Source organism: Leisingera sp. ANG1 (assembly GCF_000203975.2).
Classification (GTDB): Bacteria; Pseudomonadota; Alphaproteobacteria; order Rhodobacterales; family Rhodobacteraceae; genus Leisingera.
Map to the genome: position 1 here is coordinate 16,762 of NZ_AFCF02000011.1, position 21,974 is coordinate 38,735.

19 protein-coding genes are annotated in these 21,974 nt (G+C 68.0%); 8 read left to right on the forward strand and 11 right to left on the reverse strand.

Annotated elements, in window-relative coordinates; all coding sequences use genetic code 11:
* Positions 1-92 precede the first annotated feature (92 nt).
* The 5 genes from GC1_RS19010 to GC1_RS19030 all read left to right on the forward strand — a co-directional run bounded on the left by GC1_RS19010 (position 93) and on the right by GC1_RS19030 (position 5,320).
* On the forward strand, positions 93-869 hold the full coding sequence (locus GC1_RS19010) for a metallophosphoesterase family protein (protein ID WP_019294881.1): 777 nt from the start codon (positions 93-95) through the stop codon (positions 867-869).
* 132 nt (positions 870-1,001) lie between these two features.
* Positions 1,002-1,274: a VPEID-CTERM sorting domain-containing protein gene (locus tag GC1_RS19015; RefSeq protein WP_019294880.1), complete on the forward strand. Its 273-nt coding sequence runs from the start codon at positions 1,002-1,004 to the stop codon at positions 1,272-1,274.
* Between the two features lie 111 nt (positions 1,275-1,385).
* Entirely contained in the window at positions 1,386-2,183 is a 798-nt protein-coding gene (locus GC1_RS19020) for a sulfotransferase family protein (protein WP_029204675.1), read from the forward strand.
* A gap of 193 nt (positions 2,184-2,376) precedes the next feature.
* Positions 2,377-3,081 carry a sugar transferase gene (locus GC1_RS19025; protein WP_019294878.1) on the forward strand — a complete coding sequence of 235 codons (705 nt, stop codon included), beginning with the start codon at positions 2,377-2,379 and terminating at the stop codon, positions 3,079-3,081.
* 94 nt (positions 3,082-3,175) lie between these two features.
* On the forward strand, positions 3,176-5,320 hold the full coding sequence (locus GC1_RS19030) for a GumC family protein (protein WP_029204674.1): 2,145 nt from the start codon (positions 3,176-3,178) through the stop codon (positions 5,318-5,320).
* A gap of 128 nt (positions 5,321-5,448) precedes the next feature.
* On the opposite strand, the gene GC1_RS19035 is transcribed toward GC1_RS19030, so the two are convergent.
* A complete protein-coding gene (locus tag GC1_RS19035; RefSeq protein ID WP_152612440.1) occupies positions 5,449-5,736 on the reverse strand; it encodes a hypothetical protein in 288 nt (95 codons plus the stop codon).
* A 313-nt stretch (positions 5,737-6,049) separates the two neighbouring features.
* Between GC1_RS19035 and GC1_RS19040 the strand changes: the two genes are divergently transcribed.
* The 3 genes from GC1_RS19040 to GC1_RS19050 are packed head-to-tail and all read left to right on the forward strand — an operon-like array spanning position 6,050 to position 10,219.
* Positions 6,050-8,179: a YjbH domain-containing protein gene (locus GC1_RS19040; RefSeq protein ID WP_029204673.1), complete on the forward strand. Its 2,130-nt coding sequence runs from the start codon at positions 6,050-6,052 to the stop codon at positions 8,177-8,179.
* A complete protein-coding gene (locus tag GC1_RS19045) occupies positions 8,176-8,814 on the forward strand; it encodes a YjbF family lipoprotein (RefSeq protein WP_019294874.1) in 639 nt (212 codons plus the stop codon). The genes GC1_RS19040 and GC1_RS19045 overlap by 4 nt, the downstream gene beginning before the upstream one ends.
* A complete protein-coding gene (locus tag GC1_RS19050; RefSeq protein WP_237754635.1) occupies positions 8,804-10,219 on the forward strand; it encodes a polysaccharide biosynthesis/export family protein in 1,416 nt (471 codons plus the stop codon). Before GC1_RS19045 ends, GC1_RS19050 begins: the two co-directional genes overlap by 11 nt.
* 22 nt (positions 10,220-10,241) lie before the next feature.
* On the opposite strand, the gene GC1_RS19055 is transcribed toward GC1_RS19050, so the two are convergent.
* Genes GC1_RS19055 through GC1_RS19100 form a run of 10 tightly spaced genes read right to left on the reverse strand, consistent with a single transcriptional unit; the run spans position 10,242 to position 21,930 of the window.
* Positions 10,242-11,108, reverse strand: a complete 867-nt coding sequence (locus tag GC1_RS19055) for a sulfotransferase domain-containing protein (protein WP_019294872.1) — start codon at positions 11,106-11,108, stop codon at positions 10,242-10,244.
* Between the two features lie 52 nt (positions 11,109-11,160).
* Positions 11,161-12,102: a glycosyltransferase gene (locus GC1_RS19060; protein ID WP_019294871.1), complete on the reverse strand. Its 942-nt coding sequence runs from the start codon at positions 12,100-12,102 to the stop codon at positions 11,161-11,163.
* Positions 12,095-13,336 (reverse strand): hypothetical protein, encoded by a 1,242-nt coding sequence (locus GC1_RS19065; protein WP_019294870.1) that lies wholly within the window; start codon positions 13,334-13,336, stop codon positions 12,095-12,097. The genes GC1_RS19060 and GC1_RS19065 overlap by 8 nt, the downstream gene beginning before the upstream one ends.
* Positions 13,333-14,619 carry a glycosyltransferase gene (locus GC1_RS19070; protein ID WP_019294869.1) on the reverse strand — a complete coding sequence of 429 codons (1,287 nt, stop codon included), beginning with the start codon at positions 14,617-14,619 and terminating at the stop codon, positions 13,333-13,335. The genes GC1_RS19065 and GC1_RS19070 overlap by 4 nt, the downstream gene beginning before the upstream one ends.
* Position 14,620: 1 nt before the next feature.
* Positions 14,621-15,895: an oligosaccharide flippase family protein gene (locus GC1_RS19075; RefSeq protein WP_039154838.1), complete on the reverse strand. Its 1,275-nt coding sequence runs from the start codon at positions 15,893-15,895 to the stop codon at positions 14,621-14,623.
* A complete protein-coding gene (locus tag GC1_RS19080) occupies positions 15,895-17,067 on the reverse strand; it encodes a polysaccharide pyruvyl transferase family protein (RefSeq protein WP_019294867.1) in 1,173 nt (390 codons plus the stop codon). The genes GC1_RS19075 and GC1_RS19080 overlap by 1 nt, the downstream gene beginning before the upstream one ends.
* Complete coding sequence (locus GC1_RS19085; RefSeq protein ID WP_019294866.1) at positions 17,057-18,253, reverse strand: glycosyltransferase family 4 protein; 1,197 nt, start codon at positions 18,251-18,253, stop codon at positions 17,057-17,059. The genes GC1_RS19080 and GC1_RS19085 overlap by 11 nt, the downstream gene beginning before the upstream one ends.
* Before the next feature lie 10 nt (positions 18,254-18,263).
* A complete protein-coding gene (locus GC1_RS19090; protein WP_019294865.1) occupies positions 18,264-19,238 on the reverse strand; it encodes an NAD-dependent epimerase/dehydratase family protein in 975 nt (324 codons plus the stop codon).
* 60 nt (positions 19,239-19,298) lie between these two features.
* Positions 19,299-20,465, reverse strand: coding sequence for a nucleotide sugar dehydrogenase (locus tag GC1_RS19095; protein WP_019294864.1), 1,167 nt, complete (start codon positions 20,463-20,465; stop codon positions 19,299-19,301).
* Positions 20,466-20,469: 4 nt separating this feature from the next.
* Positions 20,470-21,930 (reverse strand): mannose-1-phosphate guanylyltransferase/mannose-6-phosphate isomerase, encoded by a 1,461-nt coding sequence (locus GC1_RS19100; RefSeq protein ID WP_019294863.1) that lies wholly within the window; start codon positions 21,928-21,930, stop codon positions 20,470-20,472.
* Positions 21,931-21,974 lie beyond the last annotated feature (44 nt).

Genomic DNA, 21,974 nt, shown 5'->3' on the forward strand with positions numbered 1-21,974 from the left:
GCGGCTTGCTCCGCCGCGGGCAGGGCGGTATCACCGCCGGACCCTGATGCCCCCTGCGCCGCGGCGCAGGCCAACCGGAGAGCTCTCTGCCCGTGCTGTCATCGCTGCTGCAAAAGCTCAGGCTGCAAAAATCCGGCCCGCAGAAATCCGGCCCGCAGGCCTCCGGTATGCCTGCCGGTTTTGCGGCGCCGGCGCCTGGCGAACCGCTCTGCGTGATCGGCGATGTGCATGGCTGCCTGGACCTGCTGGAACGGATGCTGGCGCAGGTGCCGCAGGGCCACCGGATCGTGCTGGCCGGCGATTACACCGGCCGGGGCGAGCAGAGCGCAGAGGTGCTGCGCTGTCTCAGCGCGCGCCCGGATCTGACCTGCCTGAAGGGCAATCACGAGGACATGCTCCTGCGCTTCCTGCGCGATCCCGGACGCGAGGGCGGCCGCTGGATCAGGAACGGCGGGCTGCAGACCCTGGCCTCCTTTGGTGTGCCGGGGGTGCGGCCGCAGATGCGCGCAGAGGAACTGCGCGCGTGCCGGGATCATCTGCAGGAGCGGATGGGGGCGGCGCTGATCAACTGGCTGGCCGGGCTGGAGGCCTCGCTGCTGTCGGGCAATGTGCTGGTGGCGCATGCCGGTGCGGACCCGCAGATTGCCGCGGACCGGCAGGCGGAAGAGGTGCTGATGTGGGGGCACCCGGCGTTCCTGGGCACCCCGCGCCGCGACGGGGTCTGGGTGGTGCATGGCCATACCATCGTGGACCATCCCGCTGCCGCGCAGGGCCGGATTGCCATCGATACCGGCGCCTATGCCAGCGGGGTTCTGTCGGCGGTCTGCCTAGGCGGCGGGGCGGTGCGGTTCCTGCAGGCCGGGCGCTGACGCAGACCGGTGCAGCCCGGACACGGGGCGGTGGCAAAGCCGCAGCCGGCGGGGGCTGGAAGTTGCGCGTATTTTTGGAAAATGTTAACGGCTTTTGCAGGGGTGTGAACGCGAACCAGTTGAGGCCGAGCAATGAAAACTTTTCTGACTGCAGCCGCCGCTGCACTTGCGGCGCACTGCCTGACCCTGACGGCTGCCTTTGCCATGGGCAACGGCAATGGATACGGCATTGGCAACGGCAATGGCGGCAACAATGGAAACGCCGGCGGCAATGGCTGGAACAACGGCGTTGGCAACCCGCACGGGGTGCCGGAAATCGATGCAAGCACCGGCCTGCTGGCACTGGCAGCCGTGAGCGCCGCCCTGGTCCTGGCCTGGGAAGTGAACCGCCGCCGCCGCGCCTGACGCGCGCGGATTTCCGAGGCGGGGTTTCGCGCCGGAGCGCAGGCCCGGACAGAGCGCGGCGCAGATGGCAGCGAAGCTCCAGACAGACAGGCCATGGCCATGGAAAGCACGATGAGTCCCAAGCCCCCCGCCAAGGCGCCGCGGCGCCGCAAACCGCTGGTGGCGGCCCGGATTGAGTCGGAAGACTATAACGGCAACCCGCAGATCTCCTCCCTGGTCTTCATCTGCGGATTGCACCGCAGCGGCACCACCCTGCTGGAGCGGATGCTGACGGCGCAGTTCGAGCTGTCCTGCCTGCGGGCCACCGTGCCTGAAAGCGAAGGCCAGCATATGCAGAATGTGTTTGCCTCCGCCCGGGGGTTCGGCGGCCCGGGGGCCTTTGCCTTCAGCCGCCGGATGCGGGAGGAGCTGCAGCAGCTGACGGATTACGCGGGCTGCCGGGAGCGGATCCTGCAGGACTGGAGCCGCTTTGTTGTCGGCAGCGCGCCGGTGCTGCTGGAGAAATCGCCGCCGCATCTGACAAAGATCTGGTGGCTGCGCCGGGTGTTTCCGGGCTGCCGCTTCATCATCGTCACCCGGGACCCGCGGGCGGTTGCGGCGGCGACGCAGAAATGGAGCAAGACCTCGCTGCCGGAGCTGATGATGCATTGGAACGCGGCCTATTCCCAGGCCGATGCGGATTTCTCCGAAGCGGATTGCATCATCAGCCGCTACGAGGACTTCGTGGAGCAGCCGGGCGCGGAGATGCAGCGGCTGGGGGCGTTCCTGCAGGTGCCCGCGCGCCGCGGCGCTGTTGCGATGGAAGAGCGGTTTGCAGAGCTGGAAAACTCGAACCCCAAGTATATCGAAGCGCATGAGGGAACTGTCTATGGCCGCGGGGTCTGGGACAGGTTCGGCTATTGCGTGTAAGGGCGCATCCCGCCGCCGGCAGACCGGCCGGGGGCCGGGCCTGTTCCGTGCCGCTGCGGCAAAAAACAGCCAGGGTCCGGAAGTATGAGAATTCCTACTTAATTTTATTACAATTAGGGTGTATCAAGCGTGGACTGCTCGCGTTAAGCGGGTGGTTTTTTATTTATCTGTTTGAATTTACGGGTGTTTGACGATGCGGGATTTTGCACTGCAGCCCTATGCTCTCGAGGAGACCGGTCAGGAGCCGGGCCAGGAGAGCAGCCTGGAGACCGGCCCGGCGTTTGCGGGGTTTTATGCCCGCACCGGCAAGCGGGTTTTCGACATCGGCTTTGCCCTGCTGCTGCTGCCGGTCCTGGTTCCGGTCATCCTGGTCTTGTGGGGGGCCGTGCGCTGCGACGGCGGTGCGGGGTTTTTCGGCCATGTCCGGGTCGGCCGGGGCGGCAAGCCGTTCCGGTGCTGGAAGCTGCGCAGCATGGTGCCCGATGCCGAAGCCCGGCTGCAATCCTACCTGGACGCCGATCCCGCGGCGGCCGCGGAATGGGAGCGCAACCACAAGCTGGCCGATGATCCGCGCATCAGCCGGCTGGGCCGGATCCTGCGCAAGACCAGCCTGGATGAGCTGCCGCAGGTCTGGAACGTGCTGAAGGGCGAGATGAGCTTTGTCGGCCCGCGCCCCATCGTCACCGGGGAACTGGCCAAATACGGCAGCAGCGCCCCGGCCTATCTGGCCCAGAAGCCCGGCATCACCGGGTTGTGGCAGGTCTCCGGGCGCAACGGCATCAGCTATGACGAGCGGGTGGCGCTGGATGTGGCCTATCTCACCCGGCGCAGCTTCCTTAAGGATTTGAAAATCATCGCCAAAACCGGCCTGGCGGTGATCGGTACCACCGGCCGCTGAGCGGCGGCGGCCTTTCTTCTTGCCGCCCCCGCGTGTATGCGGGGGCTGACGCGCCGCAGCGGCGCGCTGCGGGTCTCACGGGTTTCGGGTCATCATGAAACAATCGCCTTTGAATGAAGCTTCCTTCCCGGCGCCGCGCCCGGTGGCCGCAGAGGCGCCGGAAGACGATGCCGTCGATCTGGGCGCCCTGGCGGCCACCCTGTGGCGCGGCAAGTGGATCATGGCGCTGGCCGCAACGGCCGCCATTTTCCTGGGCGGCCTCTATGCCTTTGTGGCGGCGGTGCCGCTTTACACCTCCAGCGCCGTGGTGATGCTGGAGACCAAGCAGCAAAGCGTGGTCGACCTGCAAAGCGTCGTCAGCGGGCTGTCGGGCGATTACGCCGAGGTCAACTCCGAGCTGGAGGTGCTGCAGTCGCGCGGGCTGATGGGCAAGGTGGCGGACAAGCTGAATCTGGCGGAGGATCCGGAGTTCAACGGCGCCCTGGCGGAACCGTCTGCCCTGGGGGTGCTGGTCCGGTCCGTCAAATCGGGGATCAAATCGCTGCTGGGGCTGCACCGCCCCCGGGCGCCGCTGCCGGAAGAGCTGGCTGAGCAGCTGCTGCGGGACAGCGTGGTCTCTGCCCTGCTGGGCAAGGTCACGGTGCAGAACGTGCCCAACACGCTGGTGTTCCGGGTGTCCGTGGAAACCGAATCCGCCCGCAAGTCGGCGCTGATCGCCGACACCATCGTCGATCTCTATATCCTCAACCAGATCGAGGTGAAATTCGACGCCACCGAGCAGGCGACAACCTGGCTGACAGGCCGGGTGGCGGAGCTGAAGGCGGAGCTGGAAACCGCCGAGGCCAGGGCCAATGAATTCAACGCCGCCACCGCGCTGGTGTCGCCGGAGGCGCTGCAGGCGCAGGAGGTGCAGCTGAAGGACCTGCGCGAGCGCATCCTCCTGGCCGGCACCGCCGCGGAGACCGCGCAGGCGCGCTATGACGGGCTGCGCAGCGCAGAGACCCGGGAAGCGCAGGCCGAGATCAGCCAGGACCGGCAGCTGCAGCGCCTGCTGGCGCAAACCGGCACTGATGCGGGGGATGCTGCCTTTGACACCGCTTTCCAGCGGCTGCTGGCCCGCGCCGCGCTGGACGCCCGCCGCGCCGCCCAGCAGCTGCAGACGCTGGTGCAGTCGGAGGCGGAATTGTCCCGCCAGACCGCCCGCCAGGGCGAAGACCTGATCACCCTGCAGCAGCTCAGCCGCGAAGCGGAGGCGGTGCGGCTGCTCTATGAGTATTTCCTGACCCGCCTCAAGGAAACCTCGGCCCAGGAGGGCATCCAGAAGGCCGACAGCCGGCTGCTGTCGCGGGCGGTGATCCCGCTGCGGCCCTCGGCGCCGAAGAAATCCCTGATCCTGGCGGTGAGCGGCCTCCTGGGGCTGATGCTGGGGGCGGGCATTGTGCTGCTGCTGGAGGCGCGGCGCAAGGGCTACCGCTCCGCCCGGGAGCTGGAGCATAAGACCGGCTGCAGCGTGCTGGGGCAGATCCCGGTGTTCCCGGCCAGCGGGCGGCGCAAGGTGCTGGAATACCTGGCCGAGAAACCCTCCTCAGCCACTGCCGAGGCGGTGCGCAACCTGCGCACCTCGCTGATGCTGTCCAATGTCGACCAGCCGCCGCAGGTGGTGGTGATCACCTCCTCGCTGCCCGGCGAGGGCAAGACCACCAACGCGCTGGCGCTGGCGCAGAACTTTGTTGGCATCGGTAAGAAGGTGCTGCTGGTCGAGGGCGATATCCGGCGCCGGACCCTGACCGCGCAGCTCAAGGATGTGCCGCCGCAGGGCATCGTCTCGGTGCTGGCAGGCGACGTGCCGCCCGAAGACGCGGTGTTCCGCGATCCGCTCCTGGGCTGCGACGTGCTGGCCGGGGAGGCGACCTCGGCCAATGCCGCCGACCTGTTTGCCTCGGAGCGGTTCCGCGCCTTCCTGCAGCAGATGCGGCAGCGCTATGACGTCATTCTGATCGACACGCCGCCGGTGCTGATCGTGTCTGACGCGCGGCTGATTGCGCGCCATGCGGATGCGGTGCTGCTGACGGTGAAATGGGACGGCACGGCGGAGCAGGATGTGGCGGAATCCCTGCGCCTGTTCCACACCGACAACCAGCGCCTGACCGGGATGATCCTGGGCCAGGTCAACACCCGCCGGATGAAGCAGTACGGTTACAGCTACGGCGATTATGGCGCGAAATACTACGTCAGCTGAGGTGCCGCCCGGGGGCGGGCGCCCTGCGGAAACGGCGCGCCCCGCTTGGGGCGCGCCGCTGCTTTTGCTCCTGTCAGGCTTGCCGGCCGGGCCGGGGTTCCCCGGAGGCTCCGGGGAACCGGGCCGGATCAGTTGGTGCTGACGGTGCTGGTGGTGGAGGGGGTGGAGCCGCCGCCCGCTGCGGCGGCAAGGCCGGCCGCTGCCGCGGCGGCGCCCAGGGCCGGAGCCACCAGCGGCACGAAGCCGGTGACGCCTTCCGCTTCCGCTGCCGCGGCGGCGTCTGCTGCGTCCGCCAAAGCGCCGATGCAGGCGTCGTCGTCATTGGTCTGGTTTTCTTCGCAGTCGTCCTGGCTGGCAGTCTGGGCGGCAACGCCGGTTGCGGACAGGGCCAGTGCCAAAAGGGTAATCCGGATCATCATCAATCTCCTGAACCTATTCGGCGCGAGCCTATCATGCCCGGGCTGTTCTGAGAATGCCGCACGGTTGCAAAAGCCCGCAAGCCCTCGCTTTTTTGCGGTGTTCCGCCTGCCGGCCCGGCAGGCGTTGCGGGTGCTGGCCTGCCGGCGCCGCGGCGGCGCCGGCAAGCGGGGCTGCGGGGCCCTGAACGGGCAAGAAAACAGGCAGATTCGCCACAGGCAGGAGACAATTCGCCCGGCCCCGCCCGGCGGCGGGACAGCCCGCCGGAAAACGGATATGGGGAAGCGGGCCACAAGCGGTTTTTCAAGCGGTATGAGACAACGGATACTCCAGGGACGGCATTTTCTGCTGGCGGCGCTGGTGCTGGCGGCCCCTGCCGCGCTGAGGGCCCAGACCACCTCGAATTACGGCACGCCGGGGCTGATCGAGACGCCCACCGCCGAAATGTATCCCGATGGCACCCTGGCCTTCACCAGCGGCATGCTGGACCAGACGCTGCGGGCCACGATGACCTTTCAGATGCTGCCCTGGGTGCACGGCAGCTTCCGCTACGGGGCGGTCGAGGGGTTCTTCCCGGACCGGCCGGATGGTGCGCAGACCCTGTATGACCGCAGTTTCGACATTCATTTCCTGCTGCGCGGGGAAAGCCGCAGGGGCCCGGCCCTGGCGCTGGGGCTGCGCGACTTCGGCGGCACCGGGGTTTATGCCTCGGAATATCTGGTGGCCACCAAGACCTTCCGGGAGCGGCTGAAGATTTCCGGCGGCATTGGCTGGGGCCGGATGGCCGGGCGCGGCAGTTTTTCCAACCCGCTGGGGGTGCTGTCGGACCGGTTCAAGACGCGCGAGACCTCCGGCGCGGGCGGCATTTCAACCACCGGCCAGCTGGATTTCGGCAATTGGTTCCGCGGCGATGCGGCGCTGTTCGGCGGCGCCAGCTGGCAGTACAATGACCGTCTGACCCTGCTGGCGGAATATTCGCCGGATCTTTATACCCGGGAGCAGGCCCGCAACGGCTTCGAGGTCAATTCGCCGTTCAACTTCGGCCTCCAGTACCGGTTCAAAAACGGCGCGCAGCTGACCGCCTCTTATCTCTACGGCAGCACCCTGGGGGTCAATTACAGCTATTTCATCGACCCGCGCCAGAGCGTGGCGCCGGGCGGGCAGGGGGCGGCGCCGCCGCCCTTGCTGCCGCTGAACCAGGCGGCGCTGGCCAGCTGGAACCTGCCGTCCGCGCCCGCCGCCGCCGCCCGCCGCCAGCAGGTTCTGGCGCAACAGCTGCAGCAGGAAGGGCTGCGGCTGGTCTATCTGGAGGACGCGGGCGGAACCTTCCGCATCGGGGTGGAAAACGGCCGCTACGGCCAGGCCGCCCAGGCCATCGGCCGCACTGCCCGGGTGCTGGCCAACACCCAGCCCGCAGGCGTGCAGGCCTTTGACATCGCGCTGATGGCAAACGGGGTGCCGCTCAGTTCGGTGCGGATTGCCCGCGATGACCTTTATGAGCTGGAGCATGACCCGGACGGCGCCTGGCGCAGCTTTGCCCGCGCCGAGGTGTCCGACAGCATCTCCCTGGTCAAGGGCGGCTTCACAAGGGATGCCTATCCGCATTTCAGCTACCGCTTCGGCCCCTATCTGCAGGCGTCTTTCTTCGACCCCGACGCGCCTTTCCGCTATGAGGTTGGCGCCCAGCTGGGGCTGGACTACACGCTGTCGCCGGGGCTCAGCCTGTCGGCCGGGCTGCGCCAGCCTGCGGCCGGCAATCTGGACGACAGCCAGCGCCGGTCCAACTCGGTGATCCAGCGGGTGCGCTCGGACTGGGGGCTTTATGCGCAGCAGTCCGACCTGCGCATTGAGCATCTGACCGGTGAATACATCTGGCGGCCCGGCGAAAACCTCTATGCCCGCGCCACGCTGGGCTATCTGGAAACCATGTACGGCGGGCTGTCGGGGGAGCTTTTGTGGTTCCCGGCCAACAGCCGCCTGGCGCTGGGGGCTGAGCTGAACTATGTGCGCCAGCGCGATTTCGACGTGCTGTTCGGCTTTCAGGATTATTCCACCGTGACCGGCCATCTGTCGGCCTATTACGATCTGCCAGGGGAGTATCACGCCCAGATCGATGCCGGCCGCTACCTGGCGGGCGATTACGGCGCCACCGTCACCCTGGACCGGGAATTTGCCAATGGCTTCAAGGTCGGCGCTTTCTTCACCCTGACTTCGGTGGGGTTCAGCGACTTCGGCGAGGGCAGTTTCGACAAGGGGATCCGGCTGGAAATACCAATTTCCTGGCTGACCGGCCGCCCGTCGCGCGACCGGCTGGCGCAGGTGATCCGCCCGGTGCTGCGCGATGGCGGCGCCCGGCTCAACGTGCGCAACCGGCTCTATGGCGTCACCCGCGAGGCGCGGGCCCAGCAGCTGGTCAAGGGCTGGGGGAGGTTCCTGCGATGAAACACCTGTGGCCGGTGCTGTCCGCCTTGCTGCTGCTGATCTCCTGCGGCGAGGCCAAGGACGATCTCGATCTGTTGCGCGGCGCGCTGCAGCCCGATGCGCCCCGGTTCCATCCGCGCGCCTCGGCGCTGGCCTCTGTCCGGCCGATCCCGCCGCGGCTGGAGGTGTCCTTCCCGAGCCGCGATCTGAGCGGTGTCATGCTCTTGGAGACCGAGCGTGCGGGGGTGCAGACCTGGCTCACCGCCGATGGCGCCACCATCACGCTCAAGCAGGGGTTCCTGACCTCGGCCAAGGGCTTCGGCTCCGGCCTGGCGGCCTCGGATGTGCAGCACAGCGCGGATCTGGTGCTGGCGGCGCGGGAGGGCACCGTGGAGCGGTTCCACAGCTTCCTCAATGGCAACGACCAGATCGAGCTGCACGCCTACCGCTGCGCGGTCACGCATGCGGGCGCGGAGACCATCTTCCTGCGCGGCGAGCCGGTGGCGGTGCAAAAGCTGGAGGAGCGCTGCCACGGGCTGGCGGACAGCTTCACAAATACCTATTGGGTCCGGCAGGGGGCGGTGTTGCAGTCCTCGCAGTGGACCGGCAGTTTCCTGGGCAACCTCTTCATGAAGACGGTGCCGGATGAAAATTGAACGACAGTTGATTGGAGGACGCATCGTGCGCCGCATTTCCCTTGCCCTCAGCGCCCTGGCCCTGGCCGCACTGGCTTCCGGCTGCTCGACCATCTACCGCAGCCCCGCCGTGAAGGCCGGCGTGTCGGACGCCGGCAAGGTGCGGGTGGTGGCGGTGACGCCGGAAACCGTGCTGGTCGCCAACCGCGCCGCCTATCAGCCCAAGGCCCTGCCGGCCGTCTTCGGGGTTTCCGCAGGCTCGGGCGCGGGCGCCAGCCCGCGGGGGCCGGGCACCCTGCCGCAGGCGCCCTCCTCCCAGGACGGCAGCCGCCAGGGGCTGCGGCTGGACCCGCCGCCCAGCATCGACCCCGGCCCCTATACCATCGGCACCGGCGATGTGCTGGTGCTGTCGACGCCCTCGACCCAAGGCACGGTGGCGGAGCTGTCCGGCCTGCTGGCGGCGCAGAACAGCCGCAACGGCTACACGGTGCAGGATGACGGCGCGATCAACATTCCGGATGTGGGCCGGGTGCGGGTTGCGGGCCTCACCGTGGACGAGGCCGAGGCGCTGTTGTTCCAGCGGCTGGTGGAAAGCCAGATCGACCCGACCTTCAGCCTCGAGGTTTCCGAGTTCAACTCCCGCCGGGTGTCGGTCGGCGGCGCTGTCGGCCAGCCCGGCGTCTACCCGATCACCCTGACCCCGCTCACCCTGGGCGAGGCGCTGGCCGCCGCAGGCTCGGTCTCGGTGGCGGATATCGACACCAGCTCGGTCCGGATCTACCGCGATGGCACCATGTACCAGATCCCGCTCGAGGATCTCTATGCCCGCCCGGCGCTGCAGCGCCTGCCCCTCTTGGCGGATGACTCGGTGTTTGTGGACACCGACTACGATCTCAGCCGCGCCGAGCGTTATTTCACCCAGCAGATCGAGCTGCAGAGAGCCACGCTGGCAGGCCGCCGCGCCGCGATCGACGAGCTGACTGCGGCGCTGACCCTGCGCCGTGCCGATCTGGATGAGCGGCGCGACAACTTCTCCCAGGCGCTGGAGCTGGACGCGGTGGACCGGGATTACGTCTATCTCAGCGGCGAGGTCCGCACCCAGGGCCGCTACACGCTGCCGTTCGGGCGCAAGGCCATGCTGGCGGATGCGCTGTTCGACACCGGCGGCGGCATCGCCAAGGAGACCGGCGACGCCAGCCAGGTCTATGTGCTGCGCGCGGCGCAGGACGTGCGCGAGTTCGGCGCGGTCACCGCCTGGCACCTGGACGTGCGCAACGCCGCGCATCTGCCGCTGGCGGCCCGGTTCGAGCTGCGCCCCGGCGACATCGTGTTTGTGGCGGAAAACCCGGTCACCCGCTGGGGCCGCACCATCGACCAGATCACGCCGTCGCTGATCACCACGCCGGTCAATGCGCTGAGCGACTGATCCGGCGCCGGGGCGGGCGCGGCTATTCGCTGTAGCCGAAGGCCTGCAGCGACGGGCGCAGCCGCCGGGTCAGCCCGGCGGCCTCCTGTGCACTCAGCCCGTCCCGCCATTTGCCGGACCCGCCGCGCCGGAAGGTGTGCGACTTCGACGGGGCAATGGCGCTTTTCAGGGTCTCCAGCAGCGCCTCCGGACTGCCAGCCGCGGCGGAGCTGCGGGCGGCAAAGCCGGCGATGATGCGGGCCAGCTGCGCCTCCTGGCCGGCGCCTGCGAGGTCCTCGTAGCGGATCGCCAGGGTGCCGGGATCCTGCAGCCAGCCGGCATAGGGCAGCAGGCGGGCATTGCACTCCGGATAGCGGCTGTCGAACCCGTCCAGGGCCAGCTGCAGCCGCTCCCGGCTGCCGGGCAGCCGGGCAAAATGCCGGTGCATCCGGTGCCAGCGGTTCATCTCGCCCAGGTAATGCGCCTCAGAGACCAGAACGTCGCGGGGGTCGCGGTAGATGAAGAGATGCAGGGCGTTGATCCGCGCCAGCGCCGCGGCGGCTTCGGGGGAATAATGCAGATGGCTGCCCAGGGTTTCCGACGGCAGGATCCGGCTGATCCGCCGGGCCAGCGCTGCCGGGGAGCGCTGCCGCAGGGTCACCGACGGGCTGGTTGCGATGAAGCGGCCGAGATAGCGGGCCTCGGGCAGCGCCCGGGTCACCTGCAGCAGCAGATGGGTGCCGCTCTTGGGCAGGGAGTTGGCAAAAACCGGGGGATGCCCCTGATACTGGCTGTCGCTGATCCGGCGCCGCTCCAGCGCGGCCGCCGGTTCCCGCAGGAAGGCAATCCCCTTTCTCAGCAGGGAGGACCTGCGCACGGCGGGGAGGTCGGCGATCTGGTCAATGTTCATCTGGAAACCGTTTCCATGTTGCAGGGGTGGCGGCTGCGGGCGGCGGCCTGGCTCAGCGCGGCTTCAGCCGCGGGACCGCGTCCCGCAGCCGCCGCCGCATCCTGCCGAGCCGGGCATTGAGGCGGAGGATACGCCATTCCGGGCTGGTGATGACCCGATGGGTGAAATCAAAATCCAGTTTGACCTCGGCGGGAAGCTGGAAATCCATCCGCCCCGGCGTCTTCTGTCCCAGCCCGAACAGGCTTGGCAGGCTCAGCCGGGAGGCATGGGTGCCGCCGCCGAAGCCGGAGTTGCGCAGCATCGGCACCGGCGGAAACAGCGACATGCCGCCGTGTTCGGCGATGGTCCGCTGCCAGTGCACATACCAGCTGCTGATGCGGCCGGCCTCCTCCATCTCCAGCATGCGGGTGAAGTCCCGCAGCCCGTGCGCATTGAACCGGTCCCGGAAGGCGCGGCAGCGGCGGGCCTCGCGGCTCAGGCTGCAGGTGCCGGTGAACTTGGCCCAGCGGTCCGACCAGGTGGCCCAGCCCCAGGAACTGCCCGCGGGCATGAAATGGGCGGTCCCGCGGCCATAGCCCTTGAGGTCGGGGACATCGCCGCAGATGCTCCAGACCCGCATGTCGGCGCCATAGGCATCAAGCGCCTGGTTGAAATAGCGCAGCGCATCCGGGCTGAGCACCAGGTCGTCTTCCAGCACGATGAGGCTGGCGTGGCGGCTGCAGACCTCGCTGATCCCCGCCGACAGCGACGCCTTGAGGCCGCGGTTCTGCGGCCGGGCCGCCACTGTCATCGCCGGGTGGCCGAGGGTTTCGAAGAACTGCCGGACCGCGTCTGTCCGGGCCCGCTCGGCTTCCGTTCTGGGGCCGTCCACAAAGACATAGGCCTGCGACTGCCGCCACTCCGGGTTTGCGTCCAGCGACGCGGCGAGCTTTTGCGCCAGGTCCAGGCGGTTGAAGGCAAAGATCGCAATGGGCGCCAGGGCGGGATCAGGCAAGGGGCGGCTCCTTTCCGGGATCCTGCGGCGGCGCGGCTGGCCGGTGCCGGCCGGCCTGTCTTTTGCCGGCCTGTCTCCGGCCTGTCAGCGGCAGGAACATCAGAAGGCCGAAATAGAGCCACAGGGAAGGGTCGAAGAAAAAGAATTTGGCCACGATCAGCGGCAGGCTGGCCAGCAGCAGGCCGGGGCCTGCATGCAGCACCGCCATCACCGCCAGCCAGAGGAGCAGCGGCACCGCCAGCAGGATGCCCGCAAACCACAGCATGTTGATCAGCGTGCCCAGGTCCTGCGGCGAGCCGCAGGTTTCGCAGAAGGAGCGGCCCAGCGGGTGCGGGAACAGCATTTCCGTTCCCAGCCTGGCGGTCCAGGCATTCCAGGCCTGCAGCTTCATCACCATCGAGCCGGAGGCATCCTCGGTTTCGAAGCGGTCGAGGAAATACTGGATATAAGCCGTGTTCTGGAAATCCAGCGACTTGACGAGCAGCAGGCAGGGAATGGCGGCGGCGGCCAGCACCGCGGCAATGGCCAGGGCCTTGTGGCGCCGCCGGTTCAGCAGGGCTTCCACCAGGCAGCCGCAGAGGTAGCTCAGAATGGCCAGCACCGCCCAGGCCGACAGGGTGATCGCGGTCGACAGGATCGCCGCGGTTTCCAGCCGCCCGGCCAGCCGCCCGCGCAGGACGGCTGCCAGCAAGGCGCAGAAATACACCGTTGCGGTGTAGGTGCCCGGCTCGATCTGGAACCCGGTGACCCGGTAGTAGCCCATGAACTCATGGATCCGGGCTGCGCTCCAGGGGAACATCAGGCCGTGAAAGTCGATGGCCAGGCCGCCGCCGTAATAGGCGGCCGCCGCCAGGCAGAGGCCGGCGAAGTTGACCAGCAGGTAGACGCGCACCAGCCGCAGGAAGAGCGCCCGGGTCCCGGGCCGGTGCTGGATCCCGCCCAGCAACAGCCCGGTGAGGATGGCAAAACAGGCGATCACCGCAAAAGGCGAGGGGTCGGCAGCATTTGACAGCAGGAAGATCACGGAGATGAAAACCGCCCAGATCAAGGGGCTGAACCGCAGCCCGGCGCGGTGCAGCTGCACCAGCTGGACCAGCAGCGCCGCCCCCGCCAGGCCCCGCAGCAGGTAGGAGAGGCCGGCAAAGGTGCCCAGGGCCGGAAATTCCGTCCGGGTCATGAACAGAAAGAAACAGATGTGCAGCATAAGCTGCGGCAGCGGTCCGGGGCGTGTCATCTGCCGCCCCCGTCTTCTGCAAGGGCAGCAAGGGCCGCCGCGTGCCCGGCAAAGTTCCGCCCCGCGTCAAACCGCTCTTGCCACAGCGCCCGCGGGTCCAGGCCTGCCGGGCGGGTCGGCCCCAGCAGCGCTTCCGCCTTGTCTGCCAGGCGGGCGCTGTCCTGGGCCTCTGCCAGGCTGCACAGGCTGCCGCTCCGGCCGTCCACAACCGCTTCCGGGGTGCCGTCGACCGCAGTGGCCAGCACCGGAATGCCAAAGGAGACCGCCTCCATGATCGACACCGGAATGCCTTCGGATTTGGACAGGTTGACAAACAGGTCCACCGCCGTTGTGCGGTAGAAGGCCATCAGCTCCGCGTTTTCGACCCAGCCGTGCATCCGGATGCTGAGGCCCTCCTGCGCCCGGGCCGCCTCGATGGCCTGCAAGGCGGCATCCTCCTCCCCGGTTCCGAAATGGTGCCATTCCACCTGCCGCCCGCGGCGGGCCAGCTCTGCCGCCAGCCGGGCGATCAGATGCACCTGCTTGACCTGGGTGATCCGCGAGCAGGACGCCAGCACCAGGGGGCCCGCCCGGGGCGCCTGCCGGCCCTGGCCCATGTCCGGGGTGCCGAGGCGGGAGACCACGGCCCTGCCGGCAAAGCCGGCTCCGCCCCATCGGTCCCCGAAATAGCTGCAGCCATGCTCGGAGATGAACACCAGCCGGGCGGCCCCCTCCAGGTCGCGGCGCCAGGGGAAGCTTTGCAGCGGGCTTTGCCCGGCGGTGTAATCATGGCCGCCGTATTCATAGAGATCGACCCTGTGAAAGCGCACCGCAAAGGGAATGCCTTCGCGGGCGAACAGGCCCGAGGCCAGCGCCGGGGTGTGCCCCCAGTAGGAATAGGCCGCCCTGGGGCCTTTGGCCGCCAGCAGGCGGCGCACCCCTTCGGACTGCTCAAGGCGCTTGCGGATGGCGGCCCAGGCCAAGAGCCGCTTCCAGTCCGCCGGATCGCCGCTGCGGCGCAGCTGCCGCCGTTCCGCCAGGGCCATCTTCCACACTGCCGGATCCAGCAGCGCCTTCACGGCAAGGGCCTTGCGGTCCTTGCCGTGGTACAGCGGCGGGCACAGCTCAAAGCCCTCCGGCAGCTCCCGGCGCTGCGGCGCGCCCATCACCGGCTGCACGATGACCCGGGCGAACCGCGCCTTCAGATAGGGCAGCTCTGCCGCCAGGAAGGGCTCGCCGCTGGCATAGGGGTATTTGAATGTGGTCAGCAGAAGCGTTGACGGGTGTGCCGCGGCATGCGTCATCTCAGCCGGCCTCCTTCTGCGAAGCGTTGCGGGATGCTGCCAGCCGCCAATACCAGAAAAGCATGGCGGTCATATAGGGGACAGACAGCCAGACGGAGGTGCCGAGGGCCCGGAACATGCTGCCGCCACCCCAGTGCCCCAGCAGAAAGCCGCCCAGGAAGACCGCGGTCTGACCGCAGGCCACCGCCAGCATCGCCTTCTGGCGGCCGGCCAGAAGATAGCAGGGCGCCACGGTGGCAAGCACCATCTGCAGGACGATATAGGGGGCAAAGACGGCCGCCATCAGGCCGGCCGGCTGCCATTGCGGCCCCAGCACCAGGACAAAGAGATCCGGCCCGAAGAGGACCAGGACGGCGGCGGTCAGCGCGCCAATTCCCAGAAGCGGTGCCGCGGTTGCCTTCAGCGCGCCCCTGAAAGACCCGGCCTGGCGCTGTTCTTCTGCGGCGGTGCGGAAGAACACCTGGCTCAGCGCCCCCGAGACAAGCGTGGAGGGCATCATCACCACCCGGAACATCATGAAATAGGCGCCGGCCTCGGCGGCGGAGTAGAGGGCGGTGATCAGGGCCGCCATGATCCAGCGGGACACCTGGTTCACAAACACATGCGGCAGGTTCCAGAGCGGCTGACTGGCATAGAACCGGGCCAGCCGGCCGGCATAGCGGCGGCCGCGCGCGCTGCGCCAGAGGACGGGGCCTTTGCCCCCGGCCCGCAGCACCGGCAGGATGGACAGCGCCGCGCCCAGGGTTTCGCCCGCAATCAGCGCCCCGGTGCCGCCCCAGAGCGCATAGGCCAGAGCCACCTGGAGGGCGAAGGCGGCGGCAGGTTTGACCACGCGGGCCGCGGACACCGCACCGAACCGGCCCAGCCGCACCGCCATGAAGCTGAGCGACGTCTGCACGGAGACAAAGAAGCCGGCCGCGGGCACCGCCATCCACGCCGCCCCCAGGGAGGCGCCGCTCCAGGCGTCGAGCTGGTGCCGGAACAGCCCGGACAGCAGCACCAGGGCAAGCGCCGCCGCCAGCGCCGTTGCCTGCGCCAGCTGCAGGGTGTGCCGGGCCCGGGCCTGGGACCGGCACAGCATGATGGCCTGCTCGTAGCGCCCGGCCAGGGAGGCGCCCAGCACCTGCATGCCGAAGAAGAACAGCGCAAAGGTGCCGAAATCCTCCGGCGAAAACAGCCGGGACAGGACCGGGTAGGACAGGATGCCGATCGCCTGGGAGGCCAGAACCCCGGATCCCATGACCGCACCGTTGCGCAAGAGGCCCCTGGGTTTCATCACCGGACGGCACTGCTGCCGAAAAACGCATCAAGGGCTTTCCGGATCTCCGCGGCGTTTGCGGCAAAGGCCTGCGCGAGGGTGCCGCGCCATGTGCCGCGGTCCGCAACAAACCCGGCCAGGGCGCCGGCATTGGCATCCGCCGGGGCGCCGGCCTCCAGGATCAGGGGGGCGAGCCCGGCCTGTTCGAACACCCCGCGGATCTTCTGTTCGCCGCTGTTCAGCAGCGGCACCGGGATGGCCCCGCGGGAGGCGGCGATGAGCAGCCCGTGCAGCCGGTTGGAGACAATCACGGCGGCCTCGCCGTAAGCCTCCAGCGCGGCTTCCAGCCGCCCCTCGCAGTTGCCGGGGAGGGGCAGGATCCCGGCTCCGGTGAGCGCGGCCAGGCGGCGGTTGCAGGCCTCGTCCCGCGCCACCTGCCAGCCGAACACGGGGTCCAGGCCCATCTCCCTGGCCTGCGCCACCAGGGGAGCCAGATGTTCTGCAAACGCCTCGGCCCCGGTGCCGGGGTCGCGGAACATGAACAGCGCCTTGCCGCCGCGCCCGGAGGGGGCGAAGTCCAGCAGGAAGGCCAGGTCGGGCACGATCCCGGCCCGGATGCCCGCGGCTTGCAGCGCCTGCAGGGAATAGCCGTCCCGCACCGTGATCTTGCCGGATCTGTCTGCGGCCCGCTGCAGCCACACCTGTTCGCTGCGGCCGGCCTGCAGCCGCGAGGCGCCGATCTGGGCAATCTCCAGGAAGGGCAGCCGCGACAGCAGGCCCATGGCCCGGTCCCGCTTCCGATTGGGCCTGGCGCGGGTGACGTCGCCGCAGGACAACAGCATCACGCTGCCCGGCGGCAGCAGGCTGCCGAGCAGGAGCCGGAGCAGGCCGCGCGCCCTGCCGCGCAGGAATTCCGCCTGCGGGGCGCCTGCCGGCAGCCAGGACGCAATGTTCGCCCGGTACCAGTCCGGCGCCTTGCCGGTGAAGATGCGCAGCCGGGCCCGCCGGGCGGTTTCCCGGAGCAGCAGCGCGTTGATCACCTCGTCCCCGAGGTTTTCGAATTGCGTATCAAGCGAGACATAGACTGGCATCGAAGAGACTTTCCTGAGCGGACGGCCCTGAAGGCCCTGGGTGCAAGCGCCCTGGGGCAGCGGGCCGGCCTTCTCTGACCGCTTCAGGTCATAGGCCATTGCGGGCTTCGCTGAACAGGGTTTCGAACTTGTCCGCAACGCGCTCCAGGTCGAAATGCGCCTCGGCATAGGCCCGGCCGGCCGCGCCGGCGGCCTGGCGGGCCGCCGGGTCATCGCGGAAGGCCTGCGCGGCAGCGGCAAACCCTTCGGTGTCTTCGGGCTCCACAACCTGTCCCGCACCGGTTTCCCGCAGGATCTGCGCCGCCAGGTTGTCGCCCGGCGCGGCCAGCACGATGGGGCGGCCGGCACAGAGATAGGACAGGATCTTGGAGGGCACCGAAAAGGTTCCCGCCTCCCGTTCGATGACCGCCAGCAGAATGTCCCCCGAGGCCAGGACCTGCGGGAACACCTCAAAAGGCTGCAGCGGCAGAACCCGCATCCCCGGCAATGTGCCGTCTGCAGCCCGCGCCGCCAGCCCGTCCGCGCCGACGCCCGCCGACACCAGCACCACCTGGTCCCCAGCCGTGACAGCCCGTGCAAGCCCCGCCAGAAGCTCCGGGTTGTGCTTCATGGCCAGGGTGCCGGAATAGAGGAACCGGGTGCCCGGGCCCAGGCCGTTGGCCTGCGCCCAGGCGGTGTTCCTGTCCAGCACGCCGATCTCATCCAGCGCCCCCCAGTTGGGGATCACGGACACGCGCTCCCGGGGGATGCCCCAGGCATCGGTCTGCGCCCGGAAGCTTTCGGTGATGTGCAGGACACGGCTTGCGCGCCGCATCTGGCGGCGCTCAAGAAACCGGTAATAGCCGCCGATCAGGTGGCCCGGCCCCGGCAGTTTCCGGGCCAGGAGCCTGGAGGCTGCCACCGAGTAGAAGTCCTGGCACCAGTAGATGAAGGGCGTGCCGGTCTGCCTGCAGGCCCTCTGGATGCCCTCCTGCGCCTCGGTCGGCGTGTTCCCGGAAATCACCACATCCGGCTTCATGGCGCAAATGGCCTGCCCCAGCTCCTTCCCGTAGGCGATATCGCCGGCCCGGCGCCGGAGAAAATCCGTCTTCGAGTAGCGGAGATCCTGCCCTGCGGGCAGGAAGGCGAGCGTGTCCGCGTCGCCTTCGGTGCGGGCCATCCGGCCCTTGGGGCCGGTATCGCCCGCAAACCAGGCATGGGTGACCCTGTGGCCGCGCCGGGCCAGCGCGCGGGACAGCTCCGCCTGAAACGGGTGGCCCGCAAAATCATGAAGCAAGATGTGCATCCGGCGGCCTTCAGACGTGGTTGGGACGGCGGCTCAGCTCTCCGGAAATCCAGTCGAAGGTCCGCTCCATCCCGGTCCGCAGCGGCATCTGCGGCGCCCAGCCGAGGCGTTCGGCGATCAGCCGGTTGTCGGAATTGCGGCCGCGCACGCCTTCGGGGCCGGGGATGTTCCGGATCGAGATGCTCTTGCCGGAAATCTCCGCCACCATGCGGGCCAGATCGTTGATCGAGATCATCTCCTCGGAGCCGATATTGACCGGGCCTTCAAACTCCGAGCGCAACAGCCGGGTGGTGCCTTCCAGGCATTCGTCGATGTAGAGGAAGGAGCGGGTCTGCAGCCCGTCGCCCCAGACTTCGATCTCGCCGCCGTCGGGGGTGGCGGCCACTTTCCGGCACAGGGCCGCCGGCGCCTTTTCCTTGCCGCCGTCCCAGGTGCCTTCGGGGCCGAAGATATTGTGGTAGCGCGCCACCCGGCATTCCATGCCGAAGTTCCGGTTATAGGCCAGATAGAGCCGTTCCGAGAACAGCTTCTCCCAGCCGTATTCACTGTCGGGGTTGGCCGGGTAGGCGCTGTCTTCGGCGCAATTGGGATTGTCCGGGTCTTCCTGGTTGTGGCTCGGGTACATGCAGGCCGAGGAGGAATAGAACACCCGCTTGATGGTCCGCTTGTGGCAGGCATCCAGCACGTTCAGGTTGATGGTGGCGGAGTTGTGCATCACGTTGGCATCGTTTTCGCCGGTGAAGATATAGCCCGCGCCGCCCATGTCGGCGGCCAGCTGGTAGACCTCGTCGAACCGGCGGTCGATGACGCTGCGGACCACCTGCTGGTCCCGCAGATCGCCGATCACGAAATCATCGGCTTCGGTTTCCGCGTGCTCGTGGAATTTGATATCCACGCCGCGCACCCAGAACCCTTCCCGTTTCAGGCGCTTGACCAGATGCCCGCCGATGAAGCCCCCGGCTCCCAGAACAAGTGCGGTCTTCATGTCGTTCTCCTTCGTAAATGCTTTTAAAGATCGGTTTCAAAAAAGGCTTCCGTGCCGGGCTCAATCCGCCCCGGACAGGTCGCGGGTAAAAACTTTTTCCGCCACATCGCGGAGCTCGCCGCTCAGCCGGTTGGCGACAATCAGATCGGATTCCGCCTTGAAGGCGGCCAGGTCGCGGACCACCCGGGACCGGAAGAAATGCGTCTCCTCCAGCACCGGCTCATAGACGATCACCTCGACCCCCTTGGCCTTCAGCCGCTTCATGATGCCCTGAATGGAGGACTGGCGGAAATTGTCCGAGCCGGCCTTCATCACCAGCCGGTGGATCCCCACCACCTTGGGCCCGCGCATCAGGATCCGGTCGGACAGGAAATCCTTGCGGGTGCGGTTGGCGTCGACAATGGCGCGGATCAGGTTCTGCGGCACATGGTTGTAATTGGCCAGGAGCTGCTTGGTGTCCTTGGGCAGGCAATAGCCGCCGTAGCCGAAGGAGGGGTTGTTGTAATGGCTGCCGATCCGCGGATCGAGGCCGGCACCTTCGATGATCTGGCGGCTGTCCATGCCGCCGGCCATGGCGTAGCTGTCCAGCTCGTTGAAGAAAGCCACCCGCATCGCGAGGTACGTGTTTGCAAACAGCTTGATCGCTTCCGCCTCATCCGGGCCGGTGAACAGCATCGGCACATCGGTTTCCGCGGAGCCTTCCAGCAGCAGCCCGGCAAAGGCCCGCGCGCGTTCCGACTGCTCGCCGACGATGATGCGGCTGGGATGCAGGTTGTCGTGAAGCGCCCGGCCTTCGCGCAGGAACTCGGGCGAGAAGATCACCTGGTCCGTCTCCAGCTCCGCCCGGATCCGGCGCACATAGCCCACCGGGATCGTCGATTTGATCACGATGGCGGCGGTCCGGTTCACCGCGATGGCCTGGCGGATCACCGCCTCCACCGAGGCGGTGTCGAAACAGTTGGTCCTGGGGTCGTAATCCGTGGGCGTGGCCACAATCACGTAGTCGGCATCGCGGCAGGCCGCAGCCGCATCCAGCGTGGCGGTCAGATCCAGCGGGCGGCTGGCGAGGAACTCCTCCAGTTCCGGGTCTGCGATGGGGCATTTGCGGGCATTGACCATCCTGACCCGGTCCTGCGACAGGTCAACGGCGGTGACCGTGTGGTTCTGCGCCAGCAGAACCGCATTGGACAGGCCGACATACCCCAGTCCTGCAACCGCGATTTTCATGCCCTCAGCCCCGCGCGTAGACATCTTCGTAGCGGATGATGTCATCCTCGCCGACATAGGCGCCGGTCTGCACCTCGATCAGCACCATCGGCACCTTGCCGGGGTTCTCCATCCGGTGCACCGCGCCCAGCGGCACATAGACGCTCTCGTTCTCGGTCACCAGCTTTTCGACCCCGTCCACCGTCACCTTGGCGGTGCCCTCGACCACGATCCAATGCTCGGAGCGGTGCACATGGCTCTGCAGGCTCAGGGCCGCGCCCGGGTGCACCAGGATCCGCTTGACCTGGAACCGGTCGCCCACTGCCAGGCTCTCGAACCAGCCCCAGGGGCGGTGGTCCTTGGGGAACTGGGTGGCCTGGGGGGCGGCCTTCTTCTTCAGCGCCGCCACCGCCAGCTTGACGTCCTGGGCGCGGGATTTGTCGGCGACCAGAACCGCATCGTTCATCGCCACCGCCATAATGCCGTCCAGGCCGATGCCGACCACCTCCAGCCGCTCGCTGTCGGCGCGCAAGAGCGTGTCCCGGCAATCAATTGCGGTGGCGCCGCTGCTGGTGACGACGCCGTCTGCATCCGGGGTGCTCTCGCGCCAGACCGCATCCCAGCCGCCCAGGTCGGACCAGGCCGCATCAAAGGGCACCACCGAGAGGTTCGCGGCCTTTTCCATCACCGCATAGTCGATCGAGATATCCTCGGCAGCGCTCCAGGGCTCAGGCGCCAGGCGCAGGAATCCGAGATCGGGCTTGGCCTGATCCAGCGCCGCCTGCACCGGCGCGATCAGGGCCGGCGCATGGGCCTTGAAGGCGGCGATGATATCGGCGGCGCGGAACAGGAAGATGCCCGCGTTCCACTTGAAATTGCCCGCCGCCAGCATCTCGGCGGCCCGGGCCGCATCGGGTTTTTCCACGAACTGCTTGAGCGGCACCGCACCGCCCTCCGCGCCCCCCCCGGTCTTTGGCGCAGCGGCCAGCTCGAGATAGCCATAGGCGGTTTCGGCATGGGCGGGGGTGATGCCGAAGGTGACCAGCTGGCCCGCTGCCACTGCCTCAAGGCCGCGGGCAACGGCGGCGTGGAAGGCCGCGGTATCCGGAACCACATGGTCCGAAGGCGCCACCAAGAGCACCGCATCGGGATTGTCCGCCCGGGCGCGCAGGGCCGCGGCCAGCACCGCAGGCGCGGTGTTGCGCCCCTCCGGCTCGATCAGGATGGCGCCGGGGTCGATGCCTGCGCCCTGCAGCTGCTCGGTGACGATGAAGCGGAAATCGGAGTTGGTCAGCACCATCGGCGCGGCAAAGCGCAAGCCCTCTGCCTGCCCCGGACCCGGCCGGGCGGACAGCCGCCGGGCCGAGGCCTGGAACAGCGTCTCTTCACCCATCAAAGGCACGAACTGCTTGGGGTAGCTCTTGCGCGACAAGGGCCACAGACGGGTTCCGGAGCCTCCGCACAGGAGGACGGGTGTAATCAACATGATTAAAACTCGATTAAAGCTTGCCTGTCTCCGGTCCTAGTGAA